Annotated in this window: 11 protein-coding genes; 9 read left to right on the forward strand and 2 right to left on the reverse strand. The window is 60.5% G+C overall.

The window, feature by feature from the left end:
- Positions 1–481: 481 nt before the first annotated feature.
- The 3 genes from E1N52_RS19865 to E1N52_RS19875 are packed head-to-tail and all read left to right on the forward strand — an operon-like array spanning position 482 to position 4,116.
- Positions 482–2,506, forward strand: coding sequence for an NADPH-dependent 2,4-dienoyl-CoA reductase (locus E1N52_RS19865; RefSeq protein ID WP_133184532.1), 2,025 nt, complete (start codon positions 482–484; stop codon positions 2,504–2,506).
- A 39-nt stretch (positions 2,507–2,545) separates the two neighbouring features.
- Positions 2,546–2,992 carry a nuclear transport factor 2 family protein gene (locus E1N52_RS19870; RefSeq protein WP_133184439.1) on the forward strand — a complete coding sequence of 149 codons (447 nt, stop codon included), beginning with the start codon at positions 2,546–2,548 and terminating at the stop codon, positions 2,990–2,992.
- Complete coding sequence (locus tag E1N52_RS19875) at positions 2,989–4,116, forward strand: enoyl-CoA hydratase-related protein (RefSeq protein WP_133184440.1); 1,128 nt, start codon at positions 2,989–2,991, stop codon at positions 4,114–4,116. Before E1N52_RS19870 ends, E1N52_RS19875 begins: the two co-directional genes overlap by 4 nt.
- Positions 4,117–4,183: 67 nt before the next feature.
- Here the strand turns inward: E1N52_RS19875 and E1N52_RS19880 are convergent, their stop codons facing one another.
- Positions 4,184–4,417, reverse strand: a complete 234-nt coding sequence (locus tag E1N52_RS19880) for a hypothetical protein (RefSeq protein ID WP_133184441.1) — start codon at positions 4,415–4,417, stop codon at positions 4,184–4,186.
- Positions 4,418–4,671: 254 nt separating this feature from the next.
- Between E1N52_RS19880 and E1N52_RS19885 the strand changes: the two genes are divergently transcribed.
- From E1N52_RS19885 to E1N52_RS19895, 3 genes are all read left to right on the forward strand, one after another.
- Positions 4,672–5,532, forward strand: a complete 861-nt coding sequence (locus tag E1N52_RS19885; protein WP_133184442.1) for an IclR family transcriptional regulator — start codon at positions 4,672–4,674, stop codon at positions 5,530–5,532.
- A 54-nt stretch (positions 5,533–5,586) separates the two neighbouring features.
- Positions 5,587–6,288: an ectoine/hydroxyectoine ABC transporter permease subunit EhuD gene (ehuD, locus tag E1N52_RS19890; protein ID WP_133184443.1), complete on the forward strand. Its 702-nt coding sequence runs from the start codon at positions 5,587–5,589 to the stop codon at positions 6,286–6,288.
- A 94-nt stretch (positions 6,289–6,382) separates the two neighbouring features.
- Positions 6,383–7,243, forward strand: a complete 861-nt coding sequence (locus E1N52_RS19895) for a substrate-binding periplasmic protein (RefSeq protein ID WP_133184444.1) — start codon at positions 6,383–6,385, stop codon at positions 7,241–7,243.
- A gap of 30 nt (positions 7,244–7,273) precedes the next feature.
- On the opposite strand, the gene E1N52_RS19900 is transcribed toward E1N52_RS19895, so the two are convergent.
- Complete coding sequence (locus tag E1N52_RS19900) at positions 7,274–8,566, reverse strand: GGDEF domain-containing protein (protein WP_246089143.1); 1,293 nt, start codon at positions 8,564–8,566, stop codon at positions 7,274–7,276.
- 178 nt (positions 8,567–8,744) lie between these two features.
- Between E1N52_RS19900 and E1N52_RS19905 the strand changes: the two genes are divergently transcribed.
- From E1N52_RS19905 to E1N52_RS19915, 3 genes are all read left to right on the forward strand, one after another.
- On the forward strand, positions 8,745–11,642 hold the full coding sequence (locus E1N52_RS19905) for a bifunctional diguanylate cyclase/phosphodiesterase (RefSeq protein WP_165979418.1): 2,898 nt from the start codon (positions 8,745–8,747) through the stop codon (positions 11,640–11,642).
- 118 nt (positions 11,643–11,760) lie between these two features.
- Complete coding sequence (locus E1N52_RS19910) at positions 11,761–12,453, forward strand: DUF1223 domain-containing protein (protein WP_133184446.1); 693 nt, start codon at positions 11,761–11,763, stop codon at positions 12,451–12,453.
- Between the two features lie 155 nt (positions 12,454–12,608).
- Positions 12,609–13,721: a lactonase family protein gene (locus E1N52_RS19915; RefSeq protein WP_133184447.1), complete on the forward strand. Its 1,113-nt coding sequence runs from the start codon at positions 12,609–12,611 to the stop codon at positions 13,719–13,721.
- Positions 13,722–13,997: the final 276 nt, after the last annotated feature.

The raw sequence follows: 13,997 nt of genomic DNA on the forward strand, positions 1-13,997 counted from the left end.
CTGCGCGCCATCGAGGCTCGAGCGCCATGCGCGGGAAAAGACTCGGTCGCCATCCTGCCATAACACCTGGCTGCTATCTGCAATCGAGTTGGACCGAGTCTCAGATGACATGCTCTGAAGGAGCCGCTTATAGATTCAGATTCCGCTTCTGCGCGCGACGCAACGCAACGCCATGTCATAGTCCATTTCTTTTTTTGTTATGCCGCTGGACTGTCGTTTCGAATGGTAGCAGATGCGTCAATGCGCTTGCGCACGGGAGAACTCGCGGAGTGATGCCGACCTGTGCGACTCCTTTGCGTGCGATCCGACGCAGTTAGAACTTACATAAATCGAAACACCGGAGCGAGGAAGTAACGTCTGATCAAAGAGAGAGTGATCAGGTGGCTTGTAGAGGAGGTTTTCGAAATCCTCGCATTCGCTTGATTCTCTATGCAACTGGTTGCATTATCGACCTCGCCGTCATCCAACCCATTGCATGAACATGACAAATCGCTATCCCCACCTTCTGCGTCCACTCGATCTGGGCTTCACGACCTTGAAGAACCGCGTGCTGATGGGCTCCATGCACGTCGGTCTGGAGGAAGTGCCGAATGGCTTCGAACGTATGGCTGCGTTCTATGCGGAGCGCGCGCGTGGCGAAGTCGGGTTGATCGTGACTGGCGGCATAGCGCCGAACGAACGCGCGCGCCCCATGCATGGCGGCGCGATGCTGACCACGGAGGAGGAAGCCGAGCGGCACCGTACGATTACGCGCGCCGTTCACGCGGAAGGCGGCAAGATCGCCATGCAGATCCTGCATTTCGGCCGCTACTCGTATCAGCCGATGCTGGTCGCGCCCAGTGCATTGCAAGCCCCCATCAATCCGTTCACCCCTCACGAGCTGAGTGACGACGAGGTTGAAGAAACCATCGACGATTTCGTCCGCTGCGCAGCCCTCGCACAACATGCTGGCTACGACGGCGTGGAAATCATGGGCTCGGAGGGCTACCTCATCAACGAGTTCATTGCGATGCGTACCAATCATCGCACTGACCGATGGGGCGGCAGTTACGAGAATCGGATACGTTTCGCGGTGGAGATCGTGCGCCGCGTGCGCGAGCGCGTCGGCCGTGATTTCATCATCATCTACCGGCTTTCGATGCTCGATCTGGTTGAGGGCGGTTCGACACTGGAGGAAGTCATCCAGCTCGCACAGGCTGTCGAGCAGGCGGGTGCCACCATCATCAATACGGGCATTGGCTGGCACGAGGCGCGGATTCCCACCATCGCGACCAAGGTGCCGCGCGGCGCATGGGCCTGGGTCACGCGGCAACTGATGGGTAAGGTCTCGGTGCCGCTCGTCGCCACCAATCGCATCAACACGCCCGAGCTTGCCGAACAGTTGCTTGCCGACGGCGCGTGCGACATGGTGTCGATGGCCCGTCCATTCCTCGCCGATGCTGAATTCGTGCGCAAGGCTCGTGAGGATCGTGCCGATGAGATCAATACCTGTATCGGCTGCAATCAGGCTTGTCTCGACCATACTTTCGCAGGCAAGGTCACGTCCTGCCTCGTGAATCCGCGTGCCTGTCACGAGACGGAAATCCTTATCCGGCCTGCCGCGCAGCCAAAGCGCGTGGCGATCGTGGGCGCGGGGCCGGCCGGTCTCGCCTGCGCGGTGACGGCGGCCAGCCGCGGGCATGCCGTTACGCTCTTCGAGGCCAGCACCGAAATCGGCGGCCAGTTCAATATCGCCAAGAAGGTACCGGGCAAGGAAGAGTTCAATGAAACGCTGCGCTACTTCCGCCGCCAGATCGAATTGACGGGCGTCGAGCTTCGCCTCGGCACGCGTGCGAGCGCCGAAGCGTTGATGCAGGAGGGCTTCGATGAGGTAGTCGTGGCGACTGGCGTTCTGCCGCGCGCGCTGCGCATCGAAGGCGCTCACCATGCGAAGGTGCTGGGCTATCTGGACGTGCTGCGCGACGGCAAGCCGGTGGGATCTGACGTCGCGATCGTGGGTGCTGGCGGTATCGGCTTCGACGTGGCCGAATATCTCGTGCATGAGGGCGAGTCCGCGAGCCTTGATCCGCAAAAATTCTTCGCCGAATGGGGCGTGGACACGAACTATGCCGAACGCGGCGGATTGCGCCGTGCATCGGTTGGTCCGGCGGTTCGCAGCGTGCATCTGCTGCAACGCAAGCGCTCGAAGGTTGGCGAAAACCTCGGCAAGACGACGGGATGGATTCACCGAACGGCCTTGAAGGCGCGCGGTGTTGGCATGTCGTCCTCGGTGGAATACCAGCGTATCGACGACGAAGGGCTGCACGTGAGCATCGACGGTGTGCCGCAAACCCTCGCTGTCGATAACGTCGTGGTCTGCGCGGGACAGGAGCCGCTGCGTGAACTGGCCGACCAGCTGCTGGCTGCCGGCCGCAAAGTGCACGTGATCGGCGGTGCCGCAGAGGCTGCCGAACTCGACGCCAAGCGCGCCATCCACGAGGGCACCACGCTTGCAGCCTCGTTTTGAGCGCGCTGCGTGTTTCCTCGACCTGAAAACGGACTCGATATGAACGACGCCATACTCAACTTGCCACCCGCTGTCGCGCGGTCCCTCGCGATCTGGCATGAGCTCGTGGATAGCAAGGATCTCAGCCGTCTGGAGTCCATCGTGCATCCAGAGGCCGTTTTTCGCTCGCCGATGGCGTTCAAGCCCTACGGTCCCGCGCCTGCATTGCTGATGGCACTGCGTACGGTGATCACCATTTTCGAGGGCTTTACCTATCATCGCCAGTTCGCCAGCGGCGACGGCCTGAACGTCGTGCTCGAATTCAGCGCGACCGTGCAGGACAAGCAACTCAAAGGCATCGACATGATCCGCTTCGACGAGACGGGGCGCATCGTGGAATTCGAAGTGATGATCCGGCCATTCAACGCATTGCAGGTGCTGGGTGCCGAGATGGGCGCGCGTCTGGCTCATCTTCTTCCCGCGTATAAAGCCGCGAGCAATCCATGAACGAAAAATACTTTCGCCTCAGTACCGAAGCAGGCATCGCGCATCTTCTATTGAACCGTCCCGACCGGCTCAATGTGATGGACCCTGCGTTTTATACGGGCCTGCGCGAAATCGTGCAGGCACTCGATGCGAGTGGCGAGGTTCGCGTGCTCGTCATCAGTTCGACGGGCAAGCACTTTTCGGCCGGCATGGATTTCGAGGTGTTCGCCAACATATCGAACGACTTCGACACCCGCAGTCCACGCAAACGCCTCGGTTTTCAGCGCGCTCTCGCAGATCTGATGGACTGCTTCGAGGTACTCGACAAGGCACGTTTCCCCGTTATCTGCGCCGTGCAGGGCGGGTGCATCGGAGGCGGGCTCGACCTTGCCGTTGCTTGCGACATTCGCGTCTGCACGGCGGACGCCTTCTTCTGCCTGCAGGAAACGCAGATCGGCATGGTGGCCGATCTTGGCGTGCTGCAACGCCTGCCCAAGCTCATTCCGGCGGGCGTAGTGCGCCAGATGGCGTACACCAGTGAGCGGTTGAGTGCCGAACGGGCTCTCGCAGTGGGACTCGTCAATGCCGTGCTGCCCGACGCTGATGCGCTCCATCTCCATGTGATGGAACTGGCGCGCAGCATTGCATCGAAATCTCCGCTTGCAGTGGCGGGAAGCAAGACGGCGATGAACTATGCCCGCGATCACGGAACCGCGGAGTCGTTGCAGCACATGGCCCTGCTTCAGAGCGCCATATTCGATACCTCGGACCTGTCCGAAGCCATCGCAGGCTGGCAGGCCAAGCGTGAATCACGCTTCGAACCCCTGCCGCCATTGCCCGCCATTCAGAGCCTCGGTTCGCTGCAGGTCAGTTCAGCACCCGCCGATTCGCAGGCGTCTGCCCCCAAGGACGGGACTCGGGAAAAAACTCAGATGTCCTACTCAATAGAATCCACCGTGAGCGACCTCCTGGGAAGCGCTGCGGCCAAGGCCATCGTGGAAAAACACCTGCCAGGCCTCTCCTCACATCCGCAGATCGACATGGCGCGCGGCATGCCGCTGACGACGGCGGCGAAGTTCGCGGGTGGCCTCATCTCGCAGGACGCGCTCGAAAAGATTGAGGCGGATCTCAAGGCGCTGGACTGAGTTCCGACCGATCAGTATCGGCATCGGCTCGGTGAGTCAGCTGTATTAGTGCGGCAAGCAAGCGCCGCTATTCCTTCAATGTCGCGAGTAGCCGGTCGATTTCATCGAACTGGCTTTTCGACAGTTGATGGCTTTGCATGATTTCCTGCAGGCGCTTTCGCCAATAGGACGGGGGCAGACGCGCCTCGTTCAGGTCCTCCGCAGACAATCGCTGAATCACGGATTTGATGTGCAAGATGTCGCCGTGAGCGACTCGCGACGAACAGGCGCCCGACATTTTCGGTTGGCCGTCGCCGTCCAAACCCCTTTCTGACATTGTTCCCATTTTTTATTTGCCGTCGGAATATGGCGCCGCGCAAACTTGCCCCGAGCGCACCACCGGCCCTGCGGCCTCCTGTTGTCTTCTACCTGGATAACGCACGCAACGAATCGGGCGTGCTGTATGCCGAATAAATATTTGTGTTCGGCTCTACCGAACGCAGTTCGGCAGCCTATTTATGGTAGTTTCCACCTTGATGAGTGTCAATATTGGCAGCGCGAAGCTGGCTATTACGCTTGACCGCCGGCTATCGGATAAAAGACGAAATACAGATGACACAAACAGACCAAACCATTGGGGAGCGCAACGCGCTTCGCAGCGTCAGCCGCGCGCTCGATGTTCTGGAGACGCTCGGGGGCAGCGGTACCGAGGGGCTCACCGTTGCCGAGATTGCGACGGCCATCGGCGTGTCGAAGAGCACGGCGTTCGAGTTATTGCAAACCTTGCTCGCCCGCAATTACGTCACCGACGTACGCCTCGGCAGCTCACGGCGCTATCGGCTCGGCTTTGCGCTAGTGCACCTCGGCGACCGGGCGGCGGCAGACGTCGGCATCTCCCAGCTTGCGATGCCGGTATTGCGCGAACTGACCGATACGACCGGTCTCACGTCCCGCCTTGCGGTGCTCGACGAGAACGGCTATGCAGTCGCAATCAACCGCGTCGAGGCGCCGGGGATCGTGCGGATCGCGTCCGCCCTCGGACAACGTGAGCTTCCGCATTGCTCGGCTCTCGGCAAATCGCTGCTCGCGCTATTGCCGCCCGCGCGGGTCGTCAAGCTGCTGGCGCACACCGGCATGCCGCGCCGCACGGAGTACACCTGCCTGACACCCGCGGAGCTGATGAAGGATCTGATCCTGGTCGCCGAGCGCGGCTACGCATTCGATGACGAAGAAGACAATCTGGGCGTGGTTTGCGTGGGCGCGGCGATTACGAACCGCGAGGGCGAGGGGGTGGCGGCGATCAGCGTGACGACGCTCAAGAACGGACTGGATGACGACGACCTGCACGCGCTGGGGCGCACGCTGCGCAGTCATGCAGAACGCATCAGCCGGATGCTCGGCGCGCAGGTTGGCCCGCAAAGCGGCGCGGCGAGCTAGCGCGCCTCTGCCTGTCGGAACACTGGTGCCCCCCGCGACGGGGGCGAGGACCTCATGCTGACCACCTTTTTCGACCTGTTCGATCTGCACGATGCGAGCAGCTATCTGCCTGATCTGCTCAAAGGGGCGCTCACGAGCATCGAGCTGACTTTCAGCATTCTCGCGCTCAGCCTGCCATTCGGACTGCTGCTTGCCATCGCGAGACTCAGCCGCGCACGGCTGCCGAGAGCCATTGCATCGGTGTATATCGAGGTCATTCGCGGCACGCCCGCGCTGCTGCAACTGTTCTACATCTATTTCGTGCTGCCCTCATTCGGGATTCGCTTCGCTCCGTTCACGGCGGGTGTAATCGGGTTGTCGATCAACTACTCGGCGTATCTCGCCGAGGTGTATCGCGCTGGCATCGAAGCCGTGCCGAAGAGCCAGACGCAAGCCGCGAAGGCGCTCGGCATGTCCGGCCGCCAGACGTTGCGTCTGATCGTGCTTCCCCAAGCCATCCGTATCGTCGTGCCGCCGCTTGGCAACTATGCGATTTCGCTCTTCAAGGACACCTCGCTCGTGTCGATCGTGACGGTCAAGGAGCTGATGTTCACCGGCCAGATCATCTCGTCGACGAACTTCCAGTACGTCACGATATTCACGCTGGTCGGCGCGCTGTATCTGGCATTTTCGTGGCCGAGCGCCCTGGTCGTGCACTGGCTCGAGCGCAAGATGGGCACCACGCGCACGGCGAGTCCCGCAGTGCGTGCGCGATGACCGGTGCGCTCGCACGAGGGGCGGAAAACTGTACGCGGGCGAATGGCAGGATCACATCATCACATCTGGATAACTAACTAATTCGGGGTGTTTCATGCGCAAAGCTACGCTGGCATTCGCATCGATAGTAATGGGTGTTGCGGCGTTGTCGTCCAATGCCCACGCGGCTGATAGCGCGGCGATCACCGACGTGCGCTTCGATGGCGGAGACGGCTCGTACGCGCGCGCGCTCAAGAACGGCATCACGCTCGTGATCGCCGCCGATCCGCCGTCGACTTTCCGGGACGAAAAAACGCACACGTTCGACGGTGCTGATGTGCGCATCTTCCGCGAAATCATGAAGCGGCTCAATATCACGAAGGTCACGTGGGACATCGTGCCGTTCGACGCGATGATTCCTGCACTGCTCGCCGGTCGCGCCGACATCATCGTCGACAACCTGCACGAAAACGAGCAGCGGCTGCGCGTCGTAGCCTTCACCAGCCCGGCATACTGGTACGGGTCGGGCATCGCGGTGCAGCGTGGCAATCCGTCGAAGATTCATGGATGGGACGACTTCGCCGGCCATACTGTTGGCACGGTGCGCGGGAGCATCAATCACCAGTTGCTCGAAGGGCGCAAGGACCTGAAGGAGCTCAAGCTCTACACGAGTAACGAGGCGGAGTTCTCCGATCTGATCGCGGGGCGAATTGACGTTGCGATGGAAGACGACATCAAGATCGGGCAATTCCTGAAACAGCATCCATCTGCAGCAATGCAAATGGTGGCTGACTACAGGCCGCTACCGCAGGAATACGGCTACGCGCGCTACGCTTTGCGCAAGGGCGACGTCGATCTGAACAACGCGGTGTCTCGAACGCTCGACGAACTTCGCGCCGATGGAACGCTGGGGTCGATCATCAGACAGTTCGGCTATACCGATCGCAATCTCTGGTTTTTCCCGGTGAAGAACTGATTGCGTTGAGTACCAGGCTGCTTGTCTGTTTCAGGCAGCAAATGCGCGGTCGCAGATCTCAACGCGGTTGCGGCCGAGATGCTTGGCGTGATAGAGCGCATTGTCGGCATCGCGCGCCAATTGCTGGATCGTCGCCTCGGCGGCGGCGAGGCAGGCCACGCCGATGCTGCATGTGTATCGAATGCCAGGCGCCGTGATGCCGGGCTCAGCGATTCGCGTGCGGATCACTTCGGCCAGCTCGTGCGCCTTTTGCAATGAGAGTGCCGGCAGCAACACGGCGAACTCTTCTCCTCCCCAGCGCGCGAGATAGGCTGACGGCGGCATTGCCGCACTGGCGCGCTCCGCGAAGTCGATCAGGACGTTGTCTCCCGTATCGTGCCCATGCTCGTCGTTGACCCGCTTGAAGTGGTCGAGATCGATCAGGAGCATGGAGAGCATGCCTCCATTGCGCTTTGCCAGTTCACGTTCCTCTTCGAATGCGAGCGCGAGCGCGCGGCGGTTCAGCAAACCTGTCAGCGGATCGCAGTACGACTGCCGCTCAAGCTGTGTGCGTAGCCGCTCCATTGCAATCAGCAGAAGGCCCACTGTCACGAGCAAGGAAAATGCGGCACCCGCGGTGAGATAGAACGTCTGCATCCATTCCGGATGGAAGAGGTCGGGCAGGCCCCGCGTCGCAAGCGCGACGGAGATAGCGCGTGCGCCGGCAACCGCGCATTCTGCAAGAAGCAGTGCGCCAACGAAAAGCGCCATGCGGCTGGGACGCCCAAGGCGGAGCATAACCACGCCATGCGTGCCGTAGAGTAGCGCGAGTACCCCGGTGATCACGACAGTGCGGCCCGCAACGGATGGATGGACCAGCCACAGCCAGATCATGCCGGCGGCGGCGATGAAGAGCAGCAGCGAGACAAATCGCCAGCTGGGTCGGCACCCATAGAGGTGCTGGGTGCCAACGAGTCCCAGCCCCGTGCCAAAGACGATTCCGCAATTCGCAACAAGGATCGAAAGCCAGTCCGGCACGCTGCCGCGGAACGCGAGCAGGAGCACCGATACGCTGACCACCAGCGCACCTGATGCCCAATGACGGACCCCGCGTATGTTCTGAGGAAAGCTTCGGGCGAGCGAAAACAAGGCGATTGCCATCAGTCCTGGCATGACGGAAGACATCAGGATGACCGTGCGCAAATCGAAGAGCGGCATGCAGGTTCGGCGAGAGTAGGCACCGCGCCTATATAACACATCGATGTCGTTTGGCGCGATGCCAGGATGAGACATGCGCGATAACTCACGCAAACGCGGAACGAATTCGCGGGCAATGCGCGCCATGTGCTTGCCGCAAGTCCATAGGATCCCACTCGACGCACTTCAGAATTCTCGAATTCTGCCGTTAGCGGGTGGATGGCATGCCGTGTTGCGCGTTGTTGAAGTTGCCGATTGAGGGAACGAGTGCGTAGATGGCGTTGTACGAGCACACATTCTCTTTGACAGCATGAGAAACCCTGAAATGGACGCAGAAAGCCAGTACAGCGAGCCGGTCAGCAACCTCCCTATGCCGGTCATCCGTTACGACGCGCAAGGTCAACAACGCTACGTGAACAGCGCGGCCCTGGCGATGATGAGGGACACATCCGGAAGCGCCTGCGCGACGAATGCCGAAGCCCGAATCTTTTCACCCCAGGCGCTGCAGCAGTACCTCGATACCGTGCGCGAAGTCGCGACTACCGGCGTCGCACGTGAGCTGGAACTGACGTTCGACGGCCTGCCGCACATGCACGGCGAACACTACCTGGTGCAGTTCGTAAGCTATCCGGCTTCGGAAGCGGCTCCCGGGGTGCTTGCGATCTATTTCAACATCACGGCGCGCAAACGTGCTGAGGCAAAACTCCGTGAACGCGAGTCATTTCTCGAATCGCTGCTCGACACCATGCCCATTCCTGTCTTTTCGAAAGACAGGGAAGGGCGATACCTTCACCTCAATCGGGCTTTCGAAGAATTTCTTGGCGTCCCCAAAGAGCGGTTCATCGGCAAGACCGTCTTCGAAACGAGTCCGCACGAGCTGGCGCAAACCTATTTCGCCAAGGACGAGGAGCTGTTTGCGAAAGGCGGGATCCAGCGCTACGAATTCAAGGTCCAGAACGCAAAGAAACAAGTGCGCGACGTGGAATTCAGCAAGGCCGTTTTCCACGACGATGAAGGCCATCAGGCCGGCTTGATTGGCGCCATTCTGGACATTACCGAGCGTAAGCAGGCGGAGTCCGAGCAGCGTGCCCAATATGAGCGGATTCTTCAGCTCAACGAACGCCTCGAATACAAGGCGCGCGAATTGTCCGGCGCGCGCACCCAGTTGATGACCGTTCTGCACACCATCCCCGATTTGGTGTGGTTGAAGAGCACCGCGGGCGTCTTCCTGATTTGCAATCAGAGTTTCGAGCGATTTGTCGGCAAGTCGAAAGCTGAAATTCTCGGGGGAACGGATTTCGACATCTTCGATGCCGAGCTGGCGGACTACTTTCGGGAACGCGACAAGGCCGCAATCGATGCCATGCACGTTTGCGTGAGCGACGAGTGGGTGGTCGCACCGCCGACCAGTGAACGGACGTTGCTCGAAACTCGACGCCTGCCGGTGTTCGATGCAGAAGGGATGGTGGCGGGTGTGCTCTGCGTGGCGCGCGACATGACTGAACGTCGGCGTTTCGATGAGAGACTCGCACGCCGGGAACGTGAGTTTAGAACCCTCGTCGAAAACTCGCCCGATACGGTCGCCCGCTACGGACGCGATTGCCGACGCCTCTACGTCAATCCCACTTTCGCATCACTCGCCATCGGAGGGGCGCAAGCGCTGCTCGGCAGGACGCCGGCCGAGTATCCAGGTGGGCCAGGGTCCGTTCTCTATGAGCAGCAGCTCAGGGAAGTCTTCGCAACGGCAAGCGACAGGGAATTCGAGCTGATCTGGGGGCCTGACGAGAGCAGAGAGCTATGCCAGCTGATCCGGTTGACACCGGAACTGGGACCGGACGGCATGGTGGAAACCGTCCTTGCCGTGGGACGGGATATCTCGGAACTACACGCCTCCAGAGGGAAGATCCATCGGATGGCGTATTTCGACGCGCTAACGGCGCTTCCGAATCGCGTGCAGTTCAACGAAGACTTGCGTCTGGCCATCTCGAACGGCGCGCACGACGGCTATACGGCCGTCATGATGATCGACATGGACCGCTTCAAGGGTGTCAACGACACGATGGGCCACGCGATCGGTGATGAGTTGCTGCGCGAGGCGGCGCGCCGCCTGGTGACATGTGTGCGTCCGGAGGACACTGTTGCCCGCTTTGGTGGCGACGAGTTCGCGGTTTTGCTGCCCGGGGTTGCCGATCGCGGCATCGTCGAGGACATCTCCGCGATGATCATCAAGCGGCTCGACGAACCTTTCCTGCTCGATGGAAGAGAAGTGTTCGTATCGTGCAGCGTGGGGATCGCGCTGTATCCGGTCGACAGCACCGACGCGAAAGACTTGCTGAGATATGCCGACTCGGCAATGTACCTTGCGAAGCGCTCAGGGCGCCGCGGTTTTCGCTTTTACACGAAGGACCTGACCATCGAGGCCACCGCGCGCCTTTCGCTCGAGTCGGAGCTGCGGCGCGCAATCGATCTGGGCGAATTTGCATTGTATTACCAGCCTCAGGTTACGCTTCGTGGCGCGGAAGTCATCGGTTCGGAAGCCTTGCTGAGATGGAATCGTCCCGGCGAGGGCTTCATTCGCCCGGATCAGTTCGTGCCGCTTGCAGAAGAAACAGGTCTGATCGTCGATCTCGGGCGTTGGGTGCTGCTCGAGGCTTGCCGCTCGGCCGTCGAATGGAATACCAGGAGCGGCGCGCGCCACAGGGTGTCGATTAATCTTTCCGCGCGACAGTTTCAGTCGCGCGACCTCGCACTGACGGTAAGAGATGTCCTCGATGAAACCGGTTGTCGGCCCGAGTGGCTGGAGTTTGAGATCACCGAAAGTCTGCTGCTCGAGGAGGACGACTCAGTCCTGAGCGCGCTTCTGACGTTCGAGAACATGGGCGTTTCCATTGCGATCGATGATTTCGGCACCGGCTATTCCGCGCTCAGCTATTTGACCCGATTCCCTATCGATACGCTCAAGATCGATCGTACGTTCGTGCAGCGAGTCACGACTGACCGGCGCCATGCCGAACTCGTGAAGGCCATCCTTTCCATCGCGCGTTGCCTCGGGCAGCGGGTTGTTGCCGAAGGCGTCGAGACGATAGAGCAGGCTGCGTTTCTCGATGCACATGGGTGTGAGGTTGCGCAGGGCTTTCTCTACAGCGTGCCGCTGCCGAAGCCTGCCATTGCGTCGCTTCCCCGTTTCCTCGATCCAGGCGCTGCGCGCCACGTCAATCCGTAAGGACTTGCGAGGCGCGCTTCTTCCGTGATCTCTCCGATGAAATAAAGTACCTCCGGCTGTAACCGGGATGCGTACTCGAACGAATTAAGAGGCAGCCCCGTCGTTCTGGAGACCGGTCATGTCCGTACGGCTCGTTGCTATTGCGTTCCTTTTTCTTGTCGCGCCCGTTGCGGCGTCTGCGAGACCTGTCGTTGTCGAACTGTTCACTTCGGAAGGGTGCTCCTCGTGTCCTCCAGCAGACGCTTACCTGTCTGAGCTATCACGTGGGCGTCCGGAACTGCTTCCACTCGCGTTTCATGTGACGTACTGGGACGGCCTTGGCTGGCGTGACCCTTACTCGCTGGAAGCTGCCACGCAGCGCCAGGCCGAGTACAGCGCGCGTTTTGGTCAGAGCCCCTATACGCCGGAAATGGTGATCGACGGTCAGAAGGGACTCGTGGGTTCGAATCGACATGCAGCCGAGGCGGCAATCGAGACCGCACAGAAAGCGGACGAGGCAGGGGTGGATGTCAGCGGTGTGCGCCACGGCGGGACGCTATCAGTCACGGTGGGGCCCGGCACCGGCCATGGTCGGGTCTTGCTGGTTGGATATGACACCGACCACGTGACCGAGGTCGGACGAGGCGAAAACACGGGTCGTACGCTCAGGGAGTCAAATATCGTTCGCTCAATACAAGCCGTCGGTGAATGGACGGGTGCTCCGTTGAAGCTCGAACCTGCGGCGCCGGCCGGTGAACAGGCGGCAATACTGATCCAGTCGGCGGACGGAGCAATTATCGGCGCGGCACGCGTTTCCAACGGCGCGCATTGAGGCGGTCGGGAGGATGATCAATGCTGTCAGGAGCGCGTTTTAATTAATTCGGCGTACTGATTACATTCGGGATCGATGTTGCGAGAGAAGAGCGAGCGCGCAGTGCAGTGGCAGTTCCCCTAACGAAGTCATGTCTATCAGGCAAGGAGTTCGTCATGTCATTTGTCACGTACGTTTCATCGTTTCCATTGCGAACCATCGCGTTCGCCGCAGCGCTGGGATTCGCTTCAAGCAGCTTTGCGCAAACCGCTTCTGATGTCGATCCGCCCGGGGCAGTCTATGTCATGTCGAACCAGCCTTCCGGAAACTCGGTTCTTGTTTATGCCCGAGCTACAAACGGAACGCTGACCTACATGGCCACCTATCAAACCGGCGGAAAAGGCGCGGGAACGGGAGCCGATCCGCTAGGCTCGCAGGGCGCGCTGACGTTGGATTCGGGCTTTCTGCTTGCGGTGAATGCTGGCAGCAATGATGTTTCGCTCTTCGCAATCGACGGCAGCAAGCTGACGCTGCTCGACAGAAAGCCATCGGGCGGTCAAATGCCCGTCAGCGTGACGGTCAAGGGCCCCATCGCGTATGTGCTCAATGCCGGCGGCACACCGAACATCAGTGGCTATTTTGTCGATGCGTTCGGCAAGCGCCTCGTTGCGTTACCCGGCTCGCAGCGGCCCTTGGCGGGCGGAACCACCGCCCAGCCAGCGGAGGTCCGGTTCGCGCCGGAAGGCAATGAATTGCTGGTGACCGAGAAGGGCACGCAGATCATCGACACGTATTCCGTCGGCTTTACCGGCTACGCCTCGACTCCCACCGCCCATGCCTCAAACGGCGTTACGCCGTTCGGCTTTTCCCTCACGACACGTGGTTACGCAATTGTCTCCGAGGCCGGGTCCGGTTCGGTTTCTTCATACGAAGTCCAGGACGGCAAAACTCTTGATTCGATCAGCGCGTCGATCCCGCTGGGTCAGTCCGCTCCGTGCTGGCTCGTCACAACCGGGGATGGACGGTTTGCCTATACGGCCAACGCCGGTAGCGGCACGATCAGCAGTCTGCGCATTGCCGCGGATGGCAAGCTAACCCTGCTCAATGCAGCTGCAGGTACGCTCAGCGCTCCGCTCGACATGGCGCTCAGCAGTCGCAGCAAATTCCTCTATGTGCGTGAGGGCAACGGCGCGGTGAGTGGGTTTCGCGTGATGCCTGACGGCACGCTCGAACCGGTCGGTTCGGTCACCGGCGTGCCGCCTGGAGCGCAGGGGATTGCAGCGCGATAGGCGTTTCGCTCGCGTCAGGCGCGCTTGCTGAGTGGTTTCGGCTGCCGCCTGGCTGCCCAAAGCCGTCAAGTGCGCGAAGTCCCCTAACTTTTGCCGGATCGCACGGGTCCTGTCTCCGCCGCGTGCTCGGTCGCCTCACATGGTCGTATTGGTTAAACTGAACAGGCGATCCTGCCCGCCGGCGGAACCAGGACTCTCCATAGCCTCCTGCCGTTTTTTACCGACTCCATATCGAAGTACAACGCATTTCGACGGGTTGTTCGGCACGTCGAGCAT

The sequence above is a fragment of the Paraburkholderia guartelaensis genome (assembly GCF_004353905.1).
Taxonomy (GTDB): Bacteria; Pseudomonadota; Gammaproteobacteria; order Burkholderiales; family Burkholderiaceae; genus Paraburkholderia; species Paraburkholderia guartelaensis.